This window comes from Serratia sp. MMO-28 (assembly GCF_037199905.1).
Classification (GTDB): domain Bacteria; phylum Pseudomonadota; class Gammaproteobacteria; order Enterobacterales; family Enterobacteriaceae; genus Chania; species Chania oryzae.
Genome location: NZ_JBBCVB010000014.1, coordinates 128,106 through 151,798, shown reverse-complemented (window position 1 = coordinate 151,798; position 23,693 = coordinate 128,106). Strand labels below are relative to the sequence as shown.

General features: G+C 55.1%; 20 protein-coding genes and 1 riboswitch. Of the genes, 9 read left to right on the top strand and 11 right to left on the bottom strand.

The features are described 5' to 3' along the window. Window positions 1-349: 349 nt before the first annotated feature. Together murI and btuB are read right to left on the bottom strand one after the other, a co-directional pair. On the bottom strand, window positions 350-1,213 hold the full coding sequence (gene murI / locus WG891_RS14365; protein ID WP_337263200.1) for a glutamate racemase: 864 nt from the start codon (window positions 1,211-1,213) through the stop codon (window positions 350-352). Beyond that, window positions 1,158-3,050 (bottom strand): TonB-dependent vitamin B12 receptor BtuB, encoded by a 1,893-nt coding sequence (gene btuB, locus WG891_RS14360; RefSeq protein ID WP_337263201.1) that lies wholly within the window; start codon window positions 3,048-3,050, stop codon window positions 1,158-1,160. Before btuB ends, murI begins: the two co-directional genes overlap by 56 nt. 69 nt (window positions 3,051-3,119) lie before the next feature. Continuing rightward, window positions 3,120-3,333: riboswitch (cobalamin riboswitch) on the bottom strand. Between the two features lie 111 nt (window positions 3,334-3,444). Between btuB and trmA the strand changes: the two genes are divergently transcribed. After that, the gene (gene trmA / locus WG891_RS14355) at window positions 3,445-4,545 is read left to right on the top strand and encodes a tRNA (uridine(54)-C5)-methyltransferase TrmA (RefSeq protein ID WP_337263202.1); all 1,101 of its coding nucleotides are present in this window, start codon (window positions 3,445-3,447) and stop codon (window positions 4,543-4,545) included. A 44-nt stretch (window positions 4,546-4,589) separates the two neighbouring features. Here trmA and WG891_RS14350 read toward each other — a convergent pair whose 3' ends face one another. From WG891_RS14350 to ampC, 3 genes are all read right to left on the bottom strand, one after another. Next, window positions 4,590-4,946, bottom strand: a complete 357-nt coding sequence (locus WG891_RS14350) for a YijD family membrane protein (protein WP_076944018.1) — start codon at window positions 4,944-4,946, stop codon at window positions 4,590-4,592. A gap of 13 nt (window positions 4,947-4,959) precedes the next feature. After that, window positions 4,960-5,592, bottom strand: coding sequence for an HTH-type transcriptional repressor FabR (fabR, locus tag WG891_RS14345; RefSeq protein ID WP_156293277.1), 633 nt, complete (start codon window positions 5,590-5,592; stop codon window positions 4,960-4,962). A 327-nt stretch (window positions 5,593-5,919) separates the two neighbouring features. Continuing rightward, a complete protein-coding gene (gene ampC, locus WG891_RS14340) occupies window positions 5,920-7,005 on the bottom strand; it encodes a class C beta-lactamase (RefSeq protein WP_337263203.1) in 1,086 nt (361 codons plus the stop codon). A gap of 164 nt (window positions 7,006-7,169) precedes the next feature. Here ampC and ampR point away from each other — a divergent pair, with 164 nt between their 5' ends. Continuing rightward, the gene (gene ampR, locus WG891_RS14335) at window positions 7,170-8,048 is read left to right on the top strand and encodes a LysR family transcriptional regulator AmpR (protein ID WP_337263204.1); all 879 of its coding nucleotides are present in this window, start codon (window positions 7,170-7,172) and stop codon (window positions 8,046-8,048) included. A 177-nt stretch (window positions 8,049-8,225) separates the two neighbouring features. Beyond that, the gene (gene sthA / locus WG891_RS14330) at window positions 8,226-9,623 is read left to right on the top strand and encodes a Si-specific NAD(P)(+) transhydrogenase (protein WP_076944017.1); all 1,398 of its coding nucleotides are present in this window, start codon (window positions 8,226-8,228) and stop codon (window positions 9,621-9,623) included. Here sthA and oxyR read toward each other — a convergent pair. Continuing rightward, on the bottom strand, window positions 9,606-10,523 hold the full coding sequence (gene oxyR / locus WG891_RS14325; RefSeq protein WP_076944016.1) for a DNA-binding transcriptional regulator OxyR: 918 nt from the start codon (window positions 10,521-10,523) through the stop codon (window positions 9,606-9,608). The two genes, sthA and oxyR, sit on opposite strands and share 18 nt — an antisense overlap. Before the next feature lie 150 nt (window positions 10,524-10,673). On the opposite strand from oxyR, the gene WG891_RS14320 reads away from it, so the two are divergent. From WG891_RS14320 to WG891_RS14305, 4 genes are all read left to right on the top strand, one after another. Next, window positions 10,674-11,405 carry a glutathione peroxidase gene (locus tag WG891_RS14320; RefSeq protein WP_337263205.1) on the top strand — a complete coding sequence of 244 codons (732 nt, stop codon included), beginning with the start codon at window positions 10,674-10,676 and terminating at the stop codon, window positions 11,403-11,405. A 130-nt stretch (window positions 11,406-11,535) separates the two neighbouring features. Next, window positions 11,536-12,984: a dihydrolipoyl dehydrogenase gene (locus WG891_RS14315; protein ID WP_337263206.1), complete on the top strand. Its 1,449-nt coding sequence runs from the start codon at window positions 11,536-11,538 to the stop codon at window positions 12,982-12,984. A 155-nt stretch (window positions 12,985-13,139) separates the two neighbouring features. After that, window positions 13,140-13,400 (top strand): toxin HicA, encoded by a 261-nt coding sequence (locus tag WG891_RS14310; protein ID WP_337263207.1) that lies wholly within the window; start codon window positions 13,140-13,142, stop codon window positions 13,398-13,400. After that, a complete protein-coding gene (locus tag WG891_RS14305) occupies window positions 13,387-13,713 on the top strand; it encodes a type II toxin-antitoxin system HicB family antitoxin (protein ID WP_337263208.1) in 327 nt (108 codons plus the stop codon). Before WG891_RS14310 ends, WG891_RS14305 begins: the two co-directional genes overlap by 14 nt. Window positions 13,714-13,761: 48 nt before the next feature. On the opposite strand, the gene argH is transcribed toward WG891_RS14305, so the two are convergent. The 4 genes from argH to argC form a co-directional block, all read right to left on the bottom strand. Next, window positions 13,762-15,135 (bottom strand): argininosuccinate lyase, encoded by a 1,374-nt coding sequence (argH, locus tag WG891_RS14300; protein WP_337263209.1) that lies wholly within the window; start codon window positions 15,133-15,135, stop codon window positions 13,762-13,764. Between the two features lie 71 nt (window positions 15,136-15,206). Further along, window positions 15,207-16,424 (bottom strand): argininosuccinate synthase, encoded by a 1,218-nt coding sequence (locus WG891_RS14295; RefSeq protein ID WP_337263210.1) that lies wholly within the window; start codon window positions 16,422-16,424, stop codon window positions 15,207-15,209. A gap of 26 nt (window positions 16,425-16,450) precedes the next feature. Further along, complete coding sequence (argB, locus tag WG891_RS14290) at window positions 16,451-17,224, bottom strand: acetylglutamate kinase (protein WP_337263306.1); 774 nt, start codon at window positions 17,222-17,224, stop codon at window positions 16,451-16,453. Window positions 17,225-17,368: 144 nt separating this feature from the next. After that, window positions 17,369-18,373 carry an N-acetyl-gamma-glutamyl-phosphate reductase gene (argC, locus tag WG891_RS14285; RefSeq protein WP_337263211.1) on the bottom strand — a complete coding sequence of 335 codons (1,005 nt, stop codon included), beginning with the start codon at window positions 18,371-18,373 and terminating at the stop codon, window positions 17,369-17,371. A gap of 216 nt (window positions 18,374-18,589) precedes the next feature. Here argC and argE point away from each other — a divergent pair, with 216 nt between their 5' ends. Together argE and ppc are read left to right on the top strand one after the other, a co-directional pair. Beyond that, complete coding sequence (gene argE / locus WG891_RS14280; RefSeq protein WP_337263307.1) at window positions 18,590-19,735, top strand: acetylornithine deacetylase; 1,146 nt, start codon at window positions 18,590-18,592, stop codon at window positions 19,733-19,735. Window positions 19,736-20,041: 306 nt separating this feature from the next. Continuing rightward, entirely contained in the window at window positions 20,042-22,678 is a 2,637-nt protein-coding gene (ppc, locus tag WG891_RS14275) for a phosphoenolpyruvate carboxylase (RefSeq protein ID WP_337263212.1), read from the top strand. A gap of 63 nt (window positions 22,679-22,741) precedes the next feature. Here ppc and metF read toward each other — a convergent pair whose 3' ends face one another. Beyond that, the gene (gene metF / locus WG891_RS14270; protein ID WP_156293208.1) at window positions 22,742-23,635 is read right to left on the bottom strand and encodes a methylenetetrahydrofolate reductase; all 894 of its coding nucleotides are present in this window, start codon (window positions 23,633-23,635) and stop codon (window positions 22,742-22,744) included. Between the last annotated feature and the right edge of the window lie 58 nt (window positions 23,636-23,693).

Here is a 23,693-nt window from a genome sequence, read left to right as displayed (position 1 = left end):
ATGAATTACTGCTTGGTCACTCTTCAAGACTTGATATTTTTGTGCTGCCGAAGCAGCTGGATATCGTCTTGTGAGTGCCCACACAGATTGTCTGATAAATTGTTAAAGAGCGTGGTTACCGACATGTTTCTCGGTAACGCGGGAGGCAGATAATACGCTTTCCCGCTGAAGAGTCAACCTTTTTTCTCTGTTGAGAACGGTGTTTTCACCGGGTTGATTCTTCCTGGCTAGGCGACCTTGTCAGTCGTTGTTCCCGGTCAGTGGAGGCGCATTATAGGGAGTTCCGCGCCGGCCGCAACCCCTAAATTCATTTTTTTTACTGACCGCCGAATGTTTAAGCAAAACGCATTTAAAGCGGCAATTTTTTCAACGATTTGAAGCCGTAAGCCTGTAAAACGGGCAATAAAGCGTCAGTATCTTCGTTCAGTGCCATGCAATAAGCCAGATTCTCTTCCTGGGTTGAGATCAGGCCTTCTTGCGCCGAGATAAGCCAGGCTGCCCGACGGGCGATGGCCGCACCGGAATCCACCAGCCGCGTTCCCTCTGGCAAGACCTGCATCAGCTCTTCAGCTAATAGAGGGAAATGGGTGCACCCCAGCACCACCGTATCCGGTGGTTCACGCATATTCAGCCATGGCTGCAAGATTTTCTTCAGCGCCGCCAGCGGTACCTCTTCACCATGCAGCTTGGCCTCTGCCAACTCCACCAATTCAGAAGAGCCCAACAGTTCGATTTTACAATCGGTCGCGAAACGGGAGATCAGATCATGAGTATAGGAACGCTGAACCGTACCCCGCGTCGCCAGCAGGCCAACAACACCATTGGCGGTTAATTTGGCAGCAGGCTTGATTGCTGGCACCACACCAACCACCGGAAAAGCAAAACGTTCACGCAACGCAGACAGGGAAACGGTGCTGGCGGTATTACAGGCGATGATAACAATCGCCAGAGGGTGGCGCTGCTGAACCGCACTGACAATTTCCAGTACCCGCTCAACAATGAACTCTTCGGATTTCTCACCGTAAGGAAATGCCACGTTATCGAAGGCATAAATATAGTGGAGATCCGGCAGCAACTGCCGAACCTCCTGATACACCGATAACCCACCGACGCCGGAATCAAATATCAGCACCGTCGGGCGTGGTGCCACGGTGCTTTTAGAAGGTATAGCTTCCAGTGAGGTAGTATTCTCTTCCTGGAGTAACGTACCCATAAGCCGTCTCGTAATCTTTATCAAACAGGTTAGCAATTCTACCACGAACTGTCAGATGAGATGTGACCGGATACGAAACTGCGAGATCCCACAGGCTGACCCCACCCAGTTTGACCGTGCGCATCGTAGAACCACTGTAATCGCCATCATAACGCTCACCCAGATACTGGTAAGTCACCGCCCAGTCGAAGTCTTTGAACTGCCAATCCAGTTGGTACTTGAGCTGCTGTTTGGAACGACGCACCAGCACCTCATTCGTCTTGGCATTGCGTGGGTCAACATAGTCATAGCTGATCTGATGGGTAAATAGCCCGGTATCCAAGGAAGCCGTAGCTTCAATGCCTTTAATCGTCGCCTGATCCACGTTGTAATAGGCAGGCACAACACGGCTGGAAGAATAACTGATCAGATTATCGATATCGTTACGATACCCGGTTACCCGCCAGCTAACTGGGCCGGTTAGCCCCTCAAAACCCCCTTCCCACTGGTGGCTTTCTTCCGGCTTCAATTCTGGGTTACCGCCAAAGTCACCGTATTGCTGCCCCAGCGTCGGCGCTTTGAATGCGGTGCCATAAGAAGCAATCGCCCGATAGCCCTCAACAAACTCCCACGCGGCGCTGGTTTGCCAGGTATTGTGCCAACCGAATTGCGAGTTGTCGTCACCACGCACTGCTCCTTCCAGGGTCACTGCATCAAGCTGCTGTTGTGCTGTCAGATACAGCCCGGTATTACGTTGACTCTTACTGTCGGTGATATAAGCAGTGCCCGGCTCCAGCTTCTGTTCTTGCCAATCCACGCCGGTGCTGATGCTGCCGTGAGCAACCTGGACATTGTTTCCCCACTGCACATTATATTGTGTCGTGTCATCCAGGGTTGATGACGCAGAGTGGCGGCCGTATTTCGGGTCGTAATTATAGTCTTTACTGTGGCTATAGCTGGCAGTTAACTGCGTGGCATAAATCCCTTCCCGATAACGCAGGCCGCTATCCCATGATTGACTGTATAGCTGACGGGTATCGGGTAACGCATCAGGATGCAGAGTATCTAGGCCGCTATAGCTACCGTCATAAGCCGTACGATTATCGTAACCGTAACCACGCACAAAGCCGCCCAACTGCTCGCTAAACTGGTGCTGCAGCTCGCCATACAGCGATTTGCTCATGAAGCCATCGCGATCGGGTTGCGCCGGATTACCTGAGCTATCTGGCAGGTTGGCCACCACGTCAAACCCTCTGGTATAGGTATAGTTACCCGCCAAGGTTGCGATGGTGTTTTGCCCCAGTTGCTGCTGCGTGGCAGCGTCGTACTCCTGATAACCGTGCGAGCCGACACCGGCAGAGAGCGAAGAGCCCTTCTTCTCGCGGGTAGTAATGATGTTGATCACCCCACCGATGGCGTCAGAACCGTAGACGGCAGAGCGAGAGCCGCGGATAAACTCAACTTTTTGCACCAGCGAAATCGGGATCTGGCTCAGATCGGATGAACCACTGATCCCCGCCTGATTCAGGCGCACACCGTCAATCAGTAACAGCACGTGCTTAGATTCCGTACCGCGGATAAAGACCGAGGAGCTCTGCCCCAAGCCACCATTTTGTGCGATATCCACTCCCGGCAGGCGACGCATGACATCCGCCACGCTCTTGGCCTGCCAGCGCTCAATATCATTACGGGTGACGATCGAAGTGGGTGCCAGCACGGAAGAAACCGGCTGCGGGAAGCGATTGGCGCTCACCACCAGGGTATCGCTGTCATTGGTTGTGGTGTTGTCTTGCGCCCAGCCAGAAATTGCCGTCACGGAGGAAACCACCGCCAGCAGAGTATTTTTTATCATTGTCATTAAGAAAAGCATCCAAACTTAATTGGCGGATGCCGCAGGATCACAGCCGATAATTCGCGACGGCTATGGATTTTGCGACGTACACCGGCAGGTTTTCGGGCTTAGGATTTGCAGATTGCCGTGGGCAACCGGCACCGGGCGATGACTTCCCATCCAGCAGTGGACAGTGTCTGCGTTAAAACGCTATCGCCGTGACTTCCCCATACCGCTGCGCGTCAGCTCCAGATTCACACTGGATTCCCTTTTCACTCGCTGCTTGAGGCCGGATGGCCATGCTACGATCAATGTAAATAGATTTCTAGACTGCCAATAAGGCTACAAACATAACAACACTGGACTTCACGGCTTGATTCCCTACAATCGCCGCAGATCTAATTGCCTGACGAGAAGAACCATGACGCCCGAGATTTTGCCCATTGAACGCTATGATGACCAACTGGCGGAGAAAACTGCCCGTCTGAAGACGATGATGTCACCGTTCATGGCACCCGAGCCGGAAGTGTTCCGCTCGCCCGTCAGCCACTACCGTATGCGTGCGGAATTCCGAATCTGGCATGATGCAGACGAGATGTACCACATCATGTTCGATCAGCAGACCAAACAGCGTATCCGCGTCGACAGCTTCCCGGCCGCCAGCGAGCTGATTAACCGGCTGATGCGCGCGCTGATCGCCGCTATCAAACCCAACCCGGTGCTGCGCCACAAGCTGTTCCAGATTGATTACCTCTCGACACAGAGCGGCAAAATCATTGCCTCGCTGCTGTATCACCGCAAACTGGATGAACAATGGCTGCAGGATGCCGCAGCCTTGCGTGATGCCCTGCGTGCACAGGGCTTTGATGTGCAGCTGATTGGCCGTGCGTCGAAGATGAAAATCATGCTGGATCAGGATTATGTCGACGAAGTATTGCCGGTTGCAGGCCGCGACATGATTTATCGCCAGGTTGAGAACAGCTTCACCCAGCCGAACGCCACAATGAACGTACACATGCTGGAATGGGCACTGGATGTCACCCAGGATTCGCAAGGCGATCTGCTGGAGCTGTATTGTGGTAACGGCAACTTTTCACTGGCACTGGCGCGCAACTTCAAGCGCGTACTGGCCACCGAAATCGCCAAGCCTTCCGTTGCCGCAGCCCAGTACAACATTGCGGCTAACCAGATCGACAACGTGCAGATCGTTCGCATGGCGGCAGAGGATTTCACCCAGGCGATGAACGGGGTACGTGAATTCAACCGGCTGAAAGGGATTGATTTAGCGAGTTATGATTGCGAGACGATTTTTGTCGATCCACCGCGCAGCGGGCTGGATGACGATACCCTGAAAATGGTGCAGGCCTATCCACGCATCCTTTATATCTCCTGCAACCCGGAAACGCTATGCGCCAATCTGCAAACCTTGCAGACCACCCACAACATCAGCCGCCTGGCGTTGTTCGATCAGTTCCCTTACACCCACCATATGGAATGCGGTGTGTTGCTGGAACGCCGCTAGCGGGTTATCTGGCGGGCTCCAAGCCCGCCCATTAAACATCGCTTTTACTGCGAGAGCGATTCGCGTTTCTTCAACTGGAACCCAATCCAGAACACTAACGCCACACAGATGATGGATGGCAGGAAGTTGGAGCCAATCTGCGGATACTCCACCCGCACGATCGTGCTGTATGCCAGGATCCCCAACAGGAAGCAGGCAGCGGCCAGCTTCGGCATCCCATCCGGCATTGGCCGGCTCAGGTAACGCTGATGCAGGCAATACACTGCCAGCACCAACGCAATCAATGGGAAGATTGAAAACGGCACCACCGAGCTGAACAGCGCGGCAAAAGAACCGTTAACGGACAGACCGGCAACCAGCGCCAGCAGTAAAGTACCATTCTCACGACAGGTTTTTTCCATCACTTTCACCTTTTTATACGCGGGATGCAGAGGTTTTTTCTTGCTCGCGGCGATACCAGTAGTAGACTCCTTTGGAAATCATCCGCAATTGCAGCACTAATCGCTCTTCCAGCTTACGCCGTTGTTCGAGATCAATATCCAGCGCTTCCGCACCGGCACTGAACACAATGGTCACCATCGCCTCTGCCTGTGCTTCGGTAAAACTGCGAGGCATGTGGTTTTCCAGCTCGAGGTAATCCGCCAGTTCAGCAATAAAATGTTGGATCTCACGCGCTACCGCCGCGCGAAATGCCGCAGAAGTCCCAGAACGTTCGCGCAGCAGCAGGCGGAACGCGTTGGGGTTATTACCTATAAACTCCATAAACGTGGATACCGACGTGCGGATCACGCTGCCACCCTTGGCAATACGTTGGCGTGCCTGGCGCATCAGTTGGCGCAGCATCAGGCCGCTTTCGTCGACCATGGTGAGCCCCAGTTCATCCACGTCGCGAAAATGGCGATAGAACGACGTCGGCGCGATACCTGCCTCCCGCGAAACTTCGCGCAGGCTTAGGCTGGCAAAACTGCGTTCGGCACTGAGCTGGCTAAAAGCCGCTTCAATGAGGGAACGACGCGTCCGTTCTTTTTGTTGTGCTCTGACGCCCATGTGCATATTCAGATAAATTCCATCCACTCAGTCTAACGCCGTAGAGCTGGCAATATAGCAAATTTATTGCAACAGCATTTATACAAACGCGCTCTGCGCGGTGCCAACGGCGCTTTATAGGGAGTTACTTAGGAAACGGCAAATATCCCGCGCCAACGCGTTTTCTGTAACAAGAGTGATGTTATACCTGATTTACCCTTCTGATTCGTCAAAATACCCGGTTACGCTACAGACAGTGCCTGGTGCTCCTGCCTACATTTACTGTCTACTGTCACCCATCATGCTTATAGGAACGACGTTAGGGGCGAAAAAATCCGCCCCTCTCAATTACTGCAATGCCTTTAAAATTTGCATCGCGGCTTTTACCCGCTCGGTATTCGGATAGTTTTTATTCGCCAACATAACGATCCCTACCTGCTTTTCAGGGATAAAAGCGACATAGGCGCCAAACCCACCCGTTGCTCCCGTCTTGTGAACCCACGACGCATCCACACGAGGATGTGATTGTGCATCCAGCACCTGCTGCGGCCCGATCGCGATCGCGTTATCGGCACCTTTCACTGCCATGGCGGCCTGAGCGGGCCAGTTAAGCATCTCCCAGCCCAGCCCCTGATATAAGGCCTCGGTGCGATAAAAACGCGTTTGCGCCAGATCCAACGCTTGCTGTAACGTCTTATCTGCAACCTGCTGCGGGTCCATATTCGCCTGCATCCAGCGCGACATATCTTTTATGGAGGACTTCACGCCATAGGATTCTGCATCTAGCATGCCCGGTGATACACGTACGGGTTTGCCATCGCGATAGCCCCAGGCGTAAGCATTTTTGACCGCATCCGGTACAGTAATAAAGGTGTGATTGAGCTTAAGCGGCGTGAACACGCGTTGTTGCATGGCTTGCTCAAAGGAAAGCCCGCTGGGTTTTGCCGCTAAAAGCCCAAAAAGCCCGATACTGCTGTTCGCATACTGACGCGTTTTTCCCGGTGACCACTGTGGTTGCCACTGTTGATAGAAGCTTACCAGCCCAGTCTCGTCAGTGACTGCGTCCGGAACCTGCAACGGCAGGCCACCTGCGCTGTAAGTCGCCAATTGCAGCAGAGTGATGTCGCGCCACTGCGGCGTGTTAAGTGCTGGCCAGTGTTTGCTGGCCGGATCGCTAAGCGCAATCTCGCCTTTTATCACGGCGACGCCGCCCAGTACCCCGGTGAAAGTTTTGCTCACAGAGCCCAGTTCAAAGAGGGTGTCTTCTTTCACCGGACGATGTTGTGCTTCATCAGCCATACCCCAGGTAAAGTAGTAAGGCTGGCCTTTGACGACGACCGCCACCGCCATGCCGGGGATACCTTGCTGCTGCATCAGCGGTTTTATTGCCTGATTCACGGTAGTTTCCACATCAGGAGTGGCTGCAATACTCATAGAACATACCGATGCCAATGCCGTCGCTATCAACGTTCGAGAAATTAATTTCACTGTGTTTAACCTTCTGGGTTGTTGTTTCGCGTGCAGTTTGCCCAGTTTGACAGGCCGCAACAAACTGTTAATTTTAGCGTCTGATAAAAGAAAATCTTACAGGTGAAATCGTGGTTCGCCCTTACATTCCGCTCAATGCGCTCAGATCTTTCGAAGCAGCCGCGCGTCATTTAAGCTTTACTAATGCTGCGATTGAACTGCATGTCACCCATGCGGCGGTCAGCCAGCAGGTGAAATCACTAGAGCAGCTACTGGGTTGCCAATTGTTTGTGCGTGTTTCGCGCGGGCTGATGTTAACCACCGAGGGCGAAAGCCTGTTGCCGGTGTTAAATGACTCTTTCGATCGCATTGCCAATACCCTGGATCGCTTCTCTGCCGGGCAAGTGCGCGAAAAACTCAAAGTGGGTGTGGTGGGAAGCTTTGCTGTAGGCCTGCTGTTGCCGCGTTTGGACGATTTCAACCGCCGTCATCCGCATATTGAACTGCAGCTCTCCACCCACAATAATCGCGTTGATCCGGCCGCCGAAGGCCACGATTACACCATTCGCTTCGGTAGCGGTGCCTGGCACGGCACAGAGGCGCTGTTTATTTGCGATGCCCCACTGTCTCCGCTGTGCACTCCAGCGATTGCCCAGCAGTTACAGCAACCTGCTGACGTGCATAAATTTACGCTGCTACGCTCTTTTCGCCGTGATGAGTGGAGCCACTGGTTGCAGAGCATTAACGAACATCCACCTTCGCCCGCGCACCCGGTGATGATATTCGACTCTTCCTTGACCATGATCGAAGCCGCGCTTTTGGGAACAGGTATCGCGCTCGCCCCCTGTAAGATTTTCAATCACCAACTGCAAACGGGGAGACTTATGCGCCCCTTTCCCGCTGAAATCAACCTTGGTGGCTACTGGCTAACGCGGTTGCAATCGCGAGCCGAAAGCCCTGCCATGACGGCGTTTTCCGCTTGGCTCAGCGCACAGTTTAGGGTGGGATAACGTGATTTCGCAGGCAACCGGTTGTTAAGCCTATCTTAAACTGGGCCTGGAGAATACGCGCAGCTGAATACCTGCCGGTACAAGAAACCGTCTTGAAAAGGCTACTGGTCATTGGGCACACAGCGCTATGATGTTAAGATACCGTTGTAATCTTGTATAAGAACAGGTCTATCCTACATGCAACAGCACTATCAATTTGACGCCATTGTTATTGGCTCGGGCCCTGGTGGTGAAGGCGCCGCTATGGGGCTGGTGAAACAAGGTGCCCGCGTGGCCGTGATCGAACGGTACAACAACGTGGGCGGCGGCTGTACTCACTGGGGCACCATCCCCTCAAAAGCCCTCCGCCACGCGGTCAGCCGCATTATCGAATTCAACCAGAACCCGCTTTACAATAACTCCCGCACCCTCAGTGCCACTTTCCCTGATATTTTACGCCACGCCGACAGCGTTATTAACCAGCAAACCCGCATGCGCCAAGGATTTTATGAGCGTAACCAATGCAAACTGTTTGCTGGCGATGCCCGCTTTATCGACGCCAACACCGTCAGCGTTAGCTATAAAGACGGCACTCAGGACACCATCCGCGCCGACCATATTGTGATCGCCTGCGGTTCACGCCCTTATCATCCGGCCAGCGTTGATTTTACGCATCCGCGCATTTACGACAGCGATTCCATCCTGGAACTGAACCACGAACCGCGCCATGTGCTGATCTACGGTGCTGGAGTGATCGGCTGCGAATATGCGTCGATCTTCCGCGGTTTGAACGTCAAAGTGGACTTAATCAACACCCGCGATCGCCTGCTGGCGTTTCTCGATCAGGAAATGTCGGATTCACTGTCTTATCACTTCTGGAACAATGGCGTGGTGATTCGCCACAACGAAGAGTTCGAGAAGATCGAAGGCACAGAAGATGGCGTGATTGTGCACCTCAAATCCGGCAAAAAAGTGAAGGCCGATTGCCTGCTGTACGCCAACGGCCGCACCGGTAACACCGATTCGCTGGGGCTGGAGAATGTCGGTCTGGAGTCTGACAGCCGTGGCTTGCTGAAGGTCAACAGCATGTACCAGACGGCGGTGGCCCATATTTACGCCGTGGGTGACGTGATTGGCTACCCAAGCCTGGCCTCAGCGGCATACGATCAAGGCCGCATCGCCGCGCAGGCCATTTCTTCCGGTGCCGCCAGCGGGCACCTGATCGAAGATATCCCAACCGGCATTTACACCATTCCGGAAATCAGCTCTGTCGGTAAAACCGAGCAGGAACTGACCGCCATGAAGGTGCCGTATGAGGTAGGCCGCGCGCAGTTCAAACACCTGGCACGGGCGCAGATCGCCGGGATGAACGTCGGTAGCCTGAAGATCCTGTTCCACCGCGACACCCTGCAGATCCTGGGGATCCACTGTTTCGGCGAGCGTGCGGCAGAGATCATTCACATCGGCCAGGCGATCATGGAGCAGAAAGGTGAAGGCAATACTATCGAGTATTTCGTCAATACCACCTTCAACTATCCGACCATGGCCGAAGCCTATCGGGTTGCCGCGCTGAACGGCTTAAACCGCCTGTTTTAAAGCAGAGCCGAGGTAATTCTGCATGTGCTCGCGGATCGCCTCGGCCAACTGCTCATAACGGCCACGCAGCGGGGAACCAGGGCGATACACCAACGCAATGGTGCGCTTCGGTTCCGGCTTGTAGCAATCGAGATAACAAACGCCATCGCGCTCACGTTCAGGTGGCACCGCCAGCGCTGGCAACAGCGTAATCCCACTGCCTGCTGCCACCATGTTGCGCAGCGTTTCCAGGCTGGTCGCGCGGAAATGGGTATCTTCATCTGCCCCGGCCTGGAAGCAAAAACCCAACGCCTGATCGCGCAGGCAGTGGCCATCTTCCAGCATCAGCAGTTTTTCCCCGGCCAAATCCGGCATTGCCACACGGTCACGCTGTGCCCATGGGTGATCGGCATACACCGCCAGCTTCATCGGTTCGTCAAATAACGGCACTTCGATAAAGGCTTCGGTTTCTTTTACCAACGCCAGAATCGCGCAGTCCAGCTTGCCGCTGTCGAGCTGTGCCAGCAGTTGATGGGTTTGCGCTTCATGCAGATACATTTCCAGCTTGGGAAAGGTTTTATGCAGCGTTGGGATAATCTGCGGCAACAGATAAGGCCCCACGGTAGGGATCAGCCCGATATGCAGCGGCCCGGACATGGCTTCGCCCTGCTGGCTGGCCATTTCCTTCAGAACTTTGACTTCGCGCAGCACGGTACGCGCCTGCTCCACCAGCAGCAAGCCCGCCTGAGTGAATAACACCTTACGGCTGGTGCGCTCAAGCAACATCACGCCCAGCTCATCTTCCAGCTTGCGGATCTGCCCACTCAATGTCGGCTGGCTAACATGGCATGAATCGGCTGCGCGCCGGAAATGGCGATGCTCGGCCAAGGCGATCAGATACTCTAAATCACGAATATTCATTATTTCCCTCCAAGCCATGATAGCTCATGGCGATAGATAAGATAGCAACGAGTGATTAGATCTATCAAGCCCGAGCAGGAATAATGTTCCGCAACGAAGCAAGACCGCACAGAATTAAAAAAATCATTTTTCTAATTAAGGGGTTAATCCATGTTTACCAGTCAAGAAGGCAAAAAAGTCCCGCAGGTTACTTTCCACACCCGTCAGGGCGACCAATGGATTGATGTCACCACCGATGACCTGTTTAAAGATAAAACTGTAATCCTGTTTTCTCTGCCAGGTGCGTTCACGCCAACCTGTTCCTCCAGCCATCTGCCGCGCTATAACGAACTCTACAGCGTGTTCAAGCAGCACGGCGTTGACAGCATTTTGTGTGTCTCGGTTAACGACACTTTTGTGATGAACGCCTGGAAAGCAGACCAGCATGCTGAAAATATTACCTTTGTGCCAGACGGCAACGGCGAGTTCACCAAGGGCATGAACATGCTGGTTGAGAAAGCTGACCTGGGCTTTGGGCCACGCTCATGGCGTTACTCCATGCTGGTGCGCAACGGCGTAGTAGAAAAAATGTTCGTTGAGCCCAACAAACCAGGCGACCCGTTTGAAGTGTCCGATGCTGACACCATGCTGAAATACCTGGCTCCAGAGTTCAAAGTGCAGGAATCCGTATCCCTGTTCACCAAACCGGGCTGCCCATTCTGTGCTAAAGCCAAACAAATGCTGCAAGAGCGCGGCATGCAGTACGAAGAGATCGTGCTGGGCCAAGATGCCACCACCGTAAGCCTGCGCGCTGTCAGCGGCCGCGCTACCGTGCCACAGGTGTTTATCGGCGGTCGTCATATCGGTGGCAGCGACGATCTGGAAGCTTTCCTGTCAGCCTAATCAAAAAAATACCCGACGGGTTTCATCCGGCACTCAACAATGTGCCGTTTGAAAAATACGTGAACTTTTGGCGGGCGCTGGCCCGCCCTTTTTATACCTGATGGGATACTCAGGGTATTCTGGAGTGGATATGAAACAGCTGAATGTTGATGTCGCGGTGATTGGCGGCGGCACGGCGGGATTAGGTGCCTATCGCGCAGCCAAACTCACTACCCCGAATGTTGTGATGATTGAAGGTGGCTCTTACGGCACCACCTGTGCTCGCGTGGGCTGCATGCCCTCCAAATTATTGATTGCTGCCGCGGACGCGGTACACCAGATTGAGCGCGCCCCGGGTTTTGGCGTACATCCTGCAGGCAAAACGATCGTCAATGGCCGCGAAGTGATGGCTCGCGTCAAACGTGAACGCGATCGCTTTGTCGGTTTTGTGTTGGAAGGCGTCGACAGTATCCCGGCAGCCGACAAAATTCAGGGGTATGCCCGCTTTATCGACGACAATACCCTGCAGGTGGACCAACATACGCGCATCGTGGCACAACGTATTGTCATTGCGACCGGCTCACGTCCAAGCTGGCCTGCGCCGTGGAACCAGTTGGGCGATCGCCTGATCGTCAATGACGACGTCTTCAACTGGGATGATTTACCGCAGTCGGTCGCCGTGTTCGGGCCAGGCGTCATCGGCTTGGAGCTGGGCCAGGCGCTGCATCGCCTTGGGGTAAAAACCAACGTGTTTGGCGTTGGCGGTGCCGTTGGCCCACTAACCGACAGCGCCGTGCGTGAATATGCCGCTAAAACGCTGGGGGAAGAGTTCACTCTCGATCCCGACGTGCAGGTAGACATCATGCAGCGCGAAGGCGAAAAAGTGTTTATCCGCTATCAGGATCAGCACGGTCAGACACAGGAAATAGCGGTGGATTACGTGCTGGCGGCTACTGGTCGCCGCCCGAATGTCGACAACCTCGGCCTGGAAAATACCAGCCTGGTACTCGATGCCAAAGGCGTTCCACAGGCAGATCGCCTGACCATGCAAACCAGCGTACCGCATATCTTCATCGCCGGGGATGCCAGCAATCAACTGCCGCTGCTGCACGAAGCCAGCGATCAGGCGCGTATTGCCGGGCAAAATGCTGGCAGCTACCCGGAAGTGAGCCCAGGGCTGCGCCGCAGCGCGATTTCTGTGGTGTTCTCCGATCCACAAATCGCCATGGTCGGCTCCACATTCCGCGAGCTGAGCCAGAAATTTAGCGCCTGTGGCTGCTTTGAGGTGGGTGAAGTGTCGTTCGAAAATCAGGGCCGCTCACGCGTGATGCTGCGTAACAAAGGTATTCTGCACGTCTACGGTGAGCAAGGCACTGGCCGCTTTTTAGGGGCTGAGATGATCGGCCCGGATGTGGAGCATATTGCTCACCTGCTGGCCTGGGCGCATCAGCAGCAGATGACCATCAACCAGATGCTGGATATGCCATTCTACCACCCGGTGATTGAAGAGAGCCTGCGTACCGCACTGCGCGATCTGCAAGCCAAACTGAAATTGGGTGAAGCCGAGGCGGAACGCTGCCAGCGTTGCCCTGGTGAATAACTGCAAGACATCAGACCGGGCCCCTGCGCCCGGTTTTTTGCGTAATGCCCCCCAGATTGCTCATCCTCTGGTTGCCGAAACCTTCTTCTACCGTCATTTTTATCCGCAGACAGCTTGAATGATACTATTAATGATACTATATTGAGAGCGCACGGATGAAAGAGCTTAGCGACGTCATAGTCAGTCTTCGCCAACGGCAGACCAATATCAAATTTCATGAACTGGTAAAAATCTGCAACCGTTGGTTTGGAGCCCCACGAATGAGTAGTGGTAGTCACAAGGTTTACAACATGCCCTGGCCGGGGGATCCGCGAGTTAACATTCAACGTGCGGACAGCGGTATGGCAAAGGTTTATCAGGTCAGGCAGGTGATAGCTGCACTGGTCAGATTGGAGGAAGAAAATGGCAATACATGAGCATTACACTTACCGGATCACCTGGTCAGCAGAAGACGGCGAATACGTTGGGCTATGTACAGAATTCCCCTCTCTGTCCTGGTTGGCATCAACCCGCACCGGTGCACTGGATGGCATTGAACAACTGGTGGCGCAGGTGGTGGCAGATATGCTTGCCAACGGCGAAACGCCACCGGAGGCACTCGCGGAGAAAAAGTTCAGTGGGAAACTGGTACTGCGCCTGACGCCAGAACAGCATCGGCGCCTGGCGATCAGCGCCATGGAGGAAGGTGTCAGCCTGAACCGCTACCTGTGCGCGCGGTTGGCTGGCTAGTGATACGGTATCAGTCAGGGCCGAGCCGGCTCGGCCCTGCTAAGCTCATCACGCCAGCCGCTTCTTCGCCTCATGAATCGCACTTGCGACCTGCTGCGGTGAAACACCCCCCTTGGCCGCGCGCTTATCCAGGCAGGACTGCAGTGCGAGAACCGGATACACGTCGTCACTAATCACCGCATTGAATTTCTGCAGGTCTGCCAACGGCAGATCTTCCAGCGGTTTGCCCTGGCGGATCGCTTCCACTACCGCTTCACCCACAATGTGGTGCGCTTCACGGAACGGTACGCCTTTAGCCACCAGGTAATCAGCCAGTTCGGTGGAGTTGGCATAGCCCTGCTGCGCCGCTTCCTGGCAACGTGGGCGCTTCACCTGAATACCATCCAGCACCAGCGCCGCCATCTGCAAGCAATCCATCCAGGTGTCGAGCGCATCGAACAACCCTTCTTTGTCTTCCTGCATGTCTTTGTTGTACGCCAGCGGTAGCCCTTTCAGGGTCATCATCATGCCGGTCAACGCACCCTGTACACGCCCGCATTTTCCACGGATCAGCTCCAGGGCATCCGGGTTTTTCTTCTGCGGCATCAGGGATGAACCTGAAGTCACGCGATCGGAAAGCTCAACAAACGCCGCCTCACCGCTGTTGAAGAAGATCAGGTCTTCAGCAAAGCGCGACAGGTGCACCATGCTGATGGCCGCGTTGGACAGCAGTTCCAGCACATGGTCACGATCAGAAACGCTATCCAGGCTGTTACGGGTGGCAGAGGCAAAGCCTAACCAGCCAGCCAATTGCTCACGATCGATCGGATAAGCCGTCCCTGCCAGCGCACCGCTGCCCAGCGGGCTGACATCCAGGCGCTTCAGCGTATCCTGCAGGCGGCTTTCATCCCGCGCCAGCATTTCGACATAGGCTAAACACCAGTGCGCGAAAGTGACCGGCTGCGCACGCTGCAAGTGGGTATACCCCGGCATCACCGCATCCTGATTGGCTTCGGCGGTTTCCACCAGCGCTTGTTGCAGTTGGACAATCGCCTGATGCAGTTCACTGACCTGGTGCTTGCACCACAGTTTCAGATCGGTAGCCACCTGATCGTTTCGGCTGCGGCCGGTATGCAACTTTTTACCCAGATCGCCGACTTTATCGATCAGCTTCTGCTCTACCCAACTGTGAATGTCTTCCGCATCGCTTTTGACGATCGCCAGCGGATCGGCCTGCACTTCTGCCAACAGCGCATTCAGTGCCTGCTCAAGCTGCTGCTGCTCTGCCGCCGTCAGCACATTGACGGTCACCAGCGCTTTTGACCAGGCAACGGAGCCCACTATGTCCTGTTCCGCCAGGCGATAATCGAAACGCAGAGAATCGTTTAATTGTTTGAACCGCTGATCCGCTGCCTGGCTGAACCGTCCGCCCCAAAGTGCCATAATCTTGCTCCTGAATAAGTATGCGAAAGGGCGCAGCATGCTGCGCCCCTCAAATTGACGCTAAACCAAGGTTACTTTTTCTTCTCGTTCAACGCGCGAATACGGGAAGAGAGCGAGAACAGGCGGATAAAGCCGCCCGCATGGCTGTGATCGTAAACCTCGTCTTCGCCGAAGGTCGCAAACTCTTCAGAATACAGGCTATTGGCGGATTTCTTCTGAATCGCCGTCACCTGGCCTTTATACAGTTGCAGTACTACTTCGCCGTTCACCTCTTCTGCCAGCGCCTGAGCGGCTGCCTGAATAGAACGGCGCAGCGGCGCAAACCAACGGCCATCGTACACCACGTAAGACATTTCCAGGCCTAACTGCTCACGCCACTTGAAGCTGTCGCGATCCAACACCAGTTGCTCGACGCCACGCAGCGCAGCCACCATGATGGTGCCCCCTGGGGTTTCGTAGCAGCCGCGAGATTTAATCCCCACCAGGCGGTTTTCCACGATGTCGATACGGCCAACGCCATGCTTGGCACCCAACACGTTCAGGGTTTCCAGGCACTTGTACGGGCTCATCGCTTCGCCGTTCACCGCCACCACACGGCCCTTCGCCACGGTCACCGTCACGTGCTCAGGCTGATCCGGCGCTTCCTGCGGATCGACGGTCCACACCCAGCAGTCTTTGTTCGGCGCATTCCACGGGCTTTCCAGCACGCCACCTTCGGTTGAGATATGCCAGGCGTTTTCATCACGGCTGTAGATTTTTTCCAGCGACGCGGTGGTCGGGATATTACGCTCTTTCAGGTAATCCAGCAGCGCTTCACGGGAACGCAGGTTCCACTCACGCCATGGCGCAACCACTTTCAGATGTGGAGCCAGCGCGGTATAGGTGGTTTCGAAACGCACCTGATCGTTGCCTTTACCGGTTGCACCGTGGCACAGCGCGTCTGCACCCACTTTCAGCGCCAGCTCAACCTGAGCTTTAGCGATGATCGGGCGCGCCATGGAGGTGCCCAGCAGGTAGCTGCCTTCATACAGCGCACCGGTTTGCAGCACTGGGTAAACATAGTCACTGATAAACTCTTCACGCAGATCAACCACGTGACATTCAGAGGCACCGGATTGCAGAGCTTTCTGCTCAACGCCTTCCAGATCGCTGCGCTCCTGGCCGATATCTGCCACGAAAGCCACCACTTCGCAGCCACCGTAGTTCTCTTTCAGCCATGGAATGATGGCCGAAGTATCCAAGCCGCCAGAGTACGCCAGAACGATTTTCTTGATGCCTTTGTTTTGCATTGTGTTATTCCTTTTTAATTCTAAATTTAAGCGAGGATCCGGGTGCCAATCGACACACCATTAAACAGAGCAGGAAGCTTTTCGGCATTGCGCCAGCTGGCGATATCCACCGGGCGACCAAGAGTACGGGCCGCATCCAGTGCCGCGTTCACCTTCACTACCATACCATCAGTAATGATGCCCTGAGCAATCAGTTGTTCTGCTTTTTGCGCCGTCATTTCCGCGATGCGTTGCCCTTTACCATCGAGAATGCCACTGACATCCGACAGCAGGATCAAATCCGCACCTAAGGTCGCGGCCAGCGCCGTGGCAGCCTGATCGGCATTCACATTCATCAGTTGGCCTTCGGCGGTAATACCGATGGAACTGATCACCGGCAGATAGCCCGCCGTCAGCAGCGTATTGAGCAGCGCAGGCGAGCCCGGCTGCGCATTGCCGACGTGACCCAACGCCGGGTCGAGCTGCGTCACCGTAACGCTGCCGCCGTCTGCCAGGCTCAGCCCAACCGCACTGATTTTATGTTTAACCGCCCACGCTAACAGCGTTTTGTTGGCGCTACCGGCCAGTGCACCGGTAATGATGTCGATCTGATCGGCAGGCGTTACGCGCAGACCGTTCTTCTTCACTACCGGCAGAGAGAGCTGCTTCATCAGTTCATCCACTACGCAACCGCCACCGTGGACGATCACCAACGGGCGCTGATGTTCCCGGCGATAGATATCCAGCGCGGTAAACAAGCGCTCCAGCGCTTCTTCGCTATCCAGTAACACACCACCGAGTTTAATAATTAATGGGTTCATCGCTTTGCTCACGGCTGTACCCTTCATCTTTCAAGCCGTAGCGTTGTTGGCTGTCTTCTTTCACCCCAGTCACTGGCTTGTGCAAGCTCCTGGAGATTCGTTCAATTGCCACCTAGCTACAACGTGAAAGCTTTTGGGTAAATATTAAATTAATGATTGGGTTTCCGGGAACCCAAAACGGATATTCAGGCACTGCACCGCCTGAGCGGCCGCACCTTTCAATAAGTTGTCTTCCGCAGCCACCGCGATCAGATGCTCGCCCTGCACGGCAAAACCGATATCGCAGAACGGCAGCCCCACCACCGATTTCAACGCAGGCACCCCTTTGTCGTACAGCCGCACCAGCGGTTTATCGTCGTAGGCCGCGTGATAGGCCGCCGCCACATCCTGCGCGGTAACGCCCGTTTTCAGGCGGCAGGTGATGGTTTCCAGAATGCCACGCGGGAAGCTGCCCAAGTGCGGCGTAAAGATCACCGGGATACCCAAGTGCGCGGAAATTTCCGGCTGGTGACGATGGTTGAACAGGCCATAAGGTTGCAGGCTGACTTCGCAGAAGCTGGTGGTGACGCTGGCTTTGCGCCCGGCACCGCTGACACCACTGACGGCGTTGATCACCGGCCATTGGTCCAGATTCAGCAGTTGTTTGTCGATCAACGGCTTCAGCGCCAACTGAGCCGCCGTTGGGTAGCAGCCCGGCACAGCGATCAATTGCGCTTCTTTGATTTTTTCGCTCTGCCATTCCGCCAGGCCATATACTGCCTTGGCCAGCCAGTCGGCATGCTGATGTTCAAAGCCATAATATTGGCGGTAAAAATCGCTGCCCTGCACACGGAATGCGCCTGAGAGATCGAACACCACGCAGCCCGCCGCCAGAAACTCCGGAGCGATGTCGTGGCTGACTTCATGGGCCGTGGCGAGAAACACCACGTCGATCCCCTTTGCTGCTTCCGCCACGTTCACCAGCGGCTGCAACGGCAGATCAACGATGCCTTTTAACTGTGGATGCAACTCAGAAAGCAATTTTCCTGCATCTGCACTTTGCGCTGAAACCGCTAAAGCGGTTATGTTCATGTGTGGGTGGCGATTCAGATAAGCCGTGAGCTCCGCTCCGGCGTAACCGCTGGCACCAACAATCAGCGTATTCAACATGTGGCCTTTCACCTTTTTGGCTTACAGTAGAGGCACTTGCGCCCCGAGAGCAGGGCTTGGTCGCGTTGTTGCGCCGTTCACCCACGTGGTCGAGCGTTGATGTTTTTATCAACATCCGGGGTTCGAGTTCCCTTACGCTCCAGCTTAATGTATTTTTATTCAAAATAAATGCATGAATATTGATACTATCCTAACCAAAGGCTGTCAACAGTGAAGATGAAATTACCTCCATTTATTGAGCTGTACCGGGCGTTGATCGCCATTCCGTCGATCAGCGCCACCGATGGTGCCCTCGATCAGAGTAATGAAGCATTAATCAACTTGCTGGCCAGTTGGTTCACCGATTTGGGCTTCCGCGTCGACGTGCAACCCGTACCGGATACGCGCAACAAATTTAACCTGCTGGCGAGCATCGGCACCGGCAGCGGCGGCCTGCTGCTGGCGGGCCACACTGACACCGTGCCTTACGATCAGGGCCGCTGGACGCGCGATCCGTTCACGCTGACCGAGCACGACAACAAACTGTATGGGCTGGGCACCGCCGACATGAAGGGCTTCTTCGCCTTCATTCTGGACGCGGTACGGGATATCGATGCCAGCAAACTGACCAAACCGCTGTACATTCTGGCCACCGCAGACGAAGAAACGACCATGGCCGGAGCGCGCTATTTTGCCGCTTCCACTCAAATCCGCCCGGATTTTGCCATTATTGGTGAACCCACCTCGCTGCAGCCGGTGCGCGCGCACAAAGGCCATATCTCCAACGCTATCCGCATCGTGGGCCAATCGGGCCATTCGAGCGATCCGGCACGCGGCGTCAACGCTATCGATCTGATGCATGAATCCATCGGGCATTTGATGGCGCTGCGCAAAACGCTGCAGGAGCGCTACAACAACCCAGCGTTTGCGGTGCCTTATCCCACCATGAACTTCGGCCATATCAGCGGGGGCGACGCGGCCAACCGCATCTGTGCCTGCTGCGAACTGCATATGGATATCCGCCCATTGCCAGGCATGACGTTGGACAACATCAACGAACTGCTGCACGACGCGCTGGCACCGGTCAGCCAACGCTGGCCTGGGCATTTGTCGATTGATGAACTGCATCCGCCGATCCCTGGCTACGAATGTCCAACCGATCATCATATGGTGGCAGTGATTGAGAAACTGCTGGGTTCGCGTACCGAAGTGGTGAACTACTGCACCGAAGCGCCGTTTGTGCAAGAGGTGTGCCCGACGCTGGTGCTGGGGCCGGGTTCGATCAACCAGGCGCATCAGCCGGATGAATACCTCGACACGGCGTTTATCGAACCCACACGCAAGCTGCTGGGGCAGTTGGTCGATCATTTCTGCCAGCAATAGAAAACGGGGCGATGCACTGTCATCGCCCACGCCCTTCAGGCGCAGAAAATAAAGCCGATAAGCTAAGCTGATAACCAGCGACGCGTAATTAAATTTCAGAAAATGCGTCGATTTTGATGTTTTTTTGCTAAAAATAGTGTCAATTAACGGTTGGGCAGGAACGTAGTGAGATAAAACCAGCAGTCTTTACCTAACACGTGAAATTTACTTACAAGATGAAAATCATGTACCCACGATTTCAATTTGTGGTTAACCATGCTGCAACGTTGATAACAGGGGTATACAGAGAACTGGGCCAGGGGTTATATGAACGAACAATATTCGGCAATGCGAAGTAATGTCAGTATGCTCGGCAAATTGCTCGGCGACACCATCAAAGAAGCGCTGGGCGAGCATATTCTCGATCGCGTTGAAACTATCCGTAAGCTTTCCAAATCTTCACGTGCTGGTAATGAAGCGCATCGCCAGGAACTGCTGTCGACGCTGCAGAACCTGTCCAATGACGAATTGCTGCCAGTCGCGCGCGCCTTCAGTCAGTTCCTTAATTTGACCAACGTGGCCGAGCAATATCACAGCATTTCGCCGCACGGCGAGGCGGCGAGCAACCCAGAAGCCCTGGCTCAGTTGTTTACCCGGCTGAAAGACAAACAGCTCAGCACCAAAGAGCTGCAAAACGCGGTGGACGACCTCTCTATTGAGTTGGTACTGACCGCGCACCCAACGGAAATCACCCGCCGTACCCTGATCCACAAACTGGTTGAGGTAAATACCTGCCTCAGCCAGCTCGACCATAACGATCTGGCCGACTACGAGCGCAATAAAATCATGCGCCGTTTGCGCCAATTGGTGGCGCAATCCTGGCATACCGACGAGATGCGCAAAAACCGCCCATCACCGATCGACGAAGCCAAATGGGGCTTTGCGGTAGTAGAAAATAGCCTGTGGGAAGGTGTGCCTGCGTTCCTGCGCGAATTTAACGAGCAGTTGGAAAACTCCATCGATTACCGCCTGCCGGTAGAAGCCGTGCCCATTCGCTTCACCTCCTGGATGGGCGGCGACCGCGACGGTAACCCGAACGTCACGGCTGAAATCACTCGCCATGTGCTGCTTTTAAGCCGCTGGAAAGCCTGCGATCTGTTTACCCGCGATATTCAGGTGCTGGTCTCTGAGCTGTCGATGACCGAATGTACCCCGGAACTGCGTGAATTGGCCGGTGGTGCCGACGTACAAGAGCCGTATCGCGAACTGATGAAACGCCTGCGCAGCCAACTGATGAGCTCCCAGGCGTATCTGGAAGGGCGGCTGAAAGGCGAACGCGTGCTGCGTCCGCACGATCTGCTGGAAAACAATGAGCAGCTATGGGAACCGCTGTACGCCTGTTATCAATCGCTGGTGGCCTGCGGCATGGGGATCATCGCCAACGGTCAACTGTTAGACACCCTGCGCCGCGTGCGCTGTTTCGGCGTGCCGCTGGTGCGCATCGACGTGCGCCAGGAAAGCACCCGCCATACCGAAGCCATCGCTGAACTGACCCGCTATCTGGGGCTGGGTGATTACGAAAGCTGGTCTGAAGCCGATAAGCAGGCCTTCCTGATCCGCGAACTGAACTCCAAGCGCCCGCTGGTGCCGCTGAAGTGGGAACCGAGTGCCGATACTCAGGAAGTGCTGGAAACCTGCCGCGTGGTTGCAGAAGCGCCACAGGGTTCGATCGCCGCCTATGTGATCTCCATGGCACGCACGCCGTCTGACGTGCTGGCGGTACATTTGCTGCTGAAAGAAGCCGGATGCCCCTTCGCGCTGCCGGTAGCACCGCTGTTCGAAACCCTCGACGATCTGAACAATGCCGATGACGTGATGACTCAGTTGCTGAATATCGACTGGTATCGCGGCTTTATTCAGGGCAAACAGATGGTGATGATCGGCTATTCCGACTCGGCGAAAGATGCTGGCGTGATGGCGGCCTCCTGGGCGCAGTACCGCGCACAGGACGCGTTGATCAAAACCTGTGAAAAAGCCGGTGTGGCGCTGACGCTGTTCCATGGCCGTGGCGGTTCGATTGGCCGTGGCGGCGCACCAGCCCATGCTGCTCTGCTGTCGCAACCGCCGGGCAGCCTGAAAGGCGGCCTGCGCGTCACCGAGCAGGGCGAGATGATCCGCTTCAAGTTCGGCCTGCCAGAAGTCACCATCAGCAGCCTGGCGCTGTACACCAGTGCAGTATTGGAAGCCAACCTGTTGCCGCCGCCGGAGCCGAAAACAGAGTGGCGTTCGCTGATGGATGAGTTGTCCGAGACCTCGTGCAAAATGTATCGCGGTTACGTGCGTGAAAACCCGGACTTCGTGCCCTATTTCCGCGCCGCAACGCCGGAGCAGGAACTGGGCAAACTGCCGTTGGGTTCGCGCCCGGCCAAGCGCCGCCCGAACGGTGGCGTTGAAAGCCTGCGCGCTATTCCGTGGATCTTCGCCTGGACGCAGAACCGCCTGATGCTGCCCGCCTGGCTGGGTGCCGGTGCAGGTTTGCAGGAGGCGGTGAAGGCCGGCAAGCAAGACCAGTTGGAAGCCATGTGCCGCAACTGGCCGTTCTTCTCGACCCGTATCGCGATGCTGGAAATGGTATTTTCCAAAACCGATCTGTGGCTGGCGGAATACTACGATCAGCGCCTGGTGGATAAATCGCTGTGGCCGTTGGGTAAACAGCTGCGCGATCAGTTGGAAAGCGATATCAAAGTGGTGCTGACCATTGCCAACGACGACAACCTGATGGCAGATCTGCCGTGGATCGCCGAATCCATCGCGCTGCGTAACGTTTACACCGATCCGCTCAACGTGCTGCAGGCTGAACTGTTGCACCGTTTACGCCAGCAGGAGCAGCCGGACGCGCGGGTTGAACAGGCGCTGATGGTGACTATCGCCGGCGTGGCCGCCGGGATGCGTAATACGGGTTAGTTATTCCACCGGTCGACAAAAAGCGCGGTGAATGCACCGCGCTTTTCAATAACTCTCAAAATATCAGGCAATTGCCGGACGAACCCCTAAGGTGTGGCAGATGGCATAGCTCATTTCCGCACGATTCAGCGTATAGAAATGGAAATCCTTCACCCCTTCGCGGCTGAGGATCTTCACCATATCCATCGCAATATTGGCACCAACCATTTTGCGGGTTTCCGGATCGTCATCCAGCCCGGCAAACATGCTGGTCATCCAGCTTGGCACGCGCACGTTGGTCATGGCGGCAAAGCGCTGTAACTGCTTGAAGTTGGAAACCGGCAGGATCCCCGGCACGATTTCCACGTCAATCCCGGTCGCCACGCAGCGATCGCGAAAACGCAGGTAACTCTCTACGTCAAAGAAAAACTGGGTAATCGCCCGGTTGGCACCCGCATCAATTTTGCGCTTCAGGTTGATCAGGTCCGCCTGAGCGCTTTTCGCTTCCGGGTGCACTTCCGGATAGGCCGCAACAGAGATGTCAAAATCGCCGACGTCTTTCAGCAGCGTGACCAGATCGGCAGCGTACATTTCCGGCTTGCCGCTGCCCGGTGGCAGATCGCCGCGCAGGGCAACGATATGACGGATACCGCTGTTCCAGTAATCGGCAGCAATATCCCGCAACTGCGCCGGGCTGGCGTCGATACAGGTCAGATGCGGTGCGGCATCCAGACCGGTACGCTCTTTAATACCTTTGATGATGCTGTGGGTGCGATCGCGCTCACCGGAGTTGGCACCGTAGGTCACGGAGACAAATTTAGGCTTGAGACTGCTCAGACGATCGATCGACTGCCACAGGGTGTCTTCCATTTCGCTAGTACGCGGCGGGAAAAACTCGAACGACACATTAATCTGGCCGCTTAACTCCGCCAGACTCTGATTCAGCGCTTCCCGCTGGTTTGCGTGAAAAAAACTCATACCCTGTCCGCCTCTTATCGATCACTATTTTGCTTTATTTTAGTAAGCGTCTATACGT

Excerpts from the sequence above, each read along its gene's own strand:
- argC (WP_337263211.1), bottom strand. The coding sequence starts at position 18,373 with ATGTTGAATACGCTGATTGTTGGTGCCAGCGGTTACGCCGGAGCGGAG.
- WG891_RS14305 (WP_337263208.1), top strand. The coding sequence starts at position 13,387 with ATGGCAATACATGAGCATTACACTTACCGGATCACCTGGTCAGCAGAA.
- WG891_RS14320 (WP_337263205.1), top strand. The coding sequence starts at position 10,674 with ATGTTTACCAGTCAAGAAGGCAAAAAAGTCCCGCAGGTTACTTTCCAC.
- WG891_RS14295 (WP_337263210.1), bottom strand. The coding sequence starts at position 16,424 with ATGCAAAACAAAGGCATCAAGAAAATCGTTCTGGCGTACTCTGGCGGC.
- trmA (WP_337263202.1), top strand. The coding sequence starts at position 3,445 with ATGACGCCCGAGATTTTGCCCATTGAACGCTATGATGACCAACTGGCG.
- argB (WP_337263306.1), bottom strand. The coding sequence starts at position 17,224 with ATGAACCCATTAATTATTAAACTCGGTGGTGTGTTACTGGATAGCGAA.
- ppc (WP_337263212.1), top strand. The coding sequence starts at position 20,042 with ATGAACGAACAATATTCGGCAATGCGAAGTAATGTCAGTATGCTCGGC.
- WG891_RS14350 (WP_076944018.1), bottom strand. The coding sequence starts at position 4,946 with ATGGAAAAAACCTGTCGTGAGAATGGTACTTTACTGCTGGCGCTGGTT.
- WG891_RS14315 (WP_337263206.1), top strand. The coding sequence starts at position 11,536 with ATGAAACAGCTGAATGTTGATGTCGCGGTGATTGGCGGCGGCACGGCG.
- WG891_RS14310 (WP_337263207.1), top strand. The coding sequence starts at position 13,140 with ATGAAAGAGCTTAGCGACGTCATAGTCAGTCTTCGCCAACGGCAGACC.
- argH (WP_337263209.1), bottom strand. The coding sequence starts at position 15,135 with ATGGCACTTTGGGGCGGACGGTTCAGCCAGGCAGCGGATCAGCGGTTC.
- fabR (WP_156293277.1), bottom strand. The coding sequence starts at position 5,592 with ATGGGCGTCAGAGCACAACAAAAAGAACGGACGCGTCGTTCCCTCATT.
- argE (WP_337263307.1), top strand. The coding sequence starts at position 18,590 with ATGAAATTACCTCCATTTATTGAGCTGTACCGGGCGTTGATCGCCATT.
- sthA (WP_076944017.1), top strand. The coding sequence starts at position 8,226 with ATGCAACAGCACTATCAATTTGACGCCATTGTTATTGGCTCGGGCCCT.
- btuB (WP_337263201.1), bottom strand. The coding sequence starts at position 3,050 with ATGACAATGATAAAAAATACTCTGCTGGCGGTGGTTTCCTCCGTGACG.
- ampC (WP_337263203.1), bottom strand. The coding sequence starts at position 7,005 with ATGAGTATTGCAGCCACTCCTGATGTGGAAACTACCGTGAATCAGGCA.
- oxyR (WP_076944016.1), bottom strand. The coding sequence starts at position 10,523 with ATGAATATTCGTGATTTAGAGTATCTGATCGCCTTGGCCGAGCATCGC.
- murI (WP_337263200.1), bottom strand. The coding sequence starts at position 1,213 with ATGGGTACGTTACTCCAGGAAGAGAATACTACCTCACTGGAAGCTATA.
- metF (WP_156293208.1), bottom strand. The coding sequence starts at position 23,635 with ATGAGTTTTTTTCACGCAAACCAGCGGGAAGCGCTGAATCAGAGTCTG.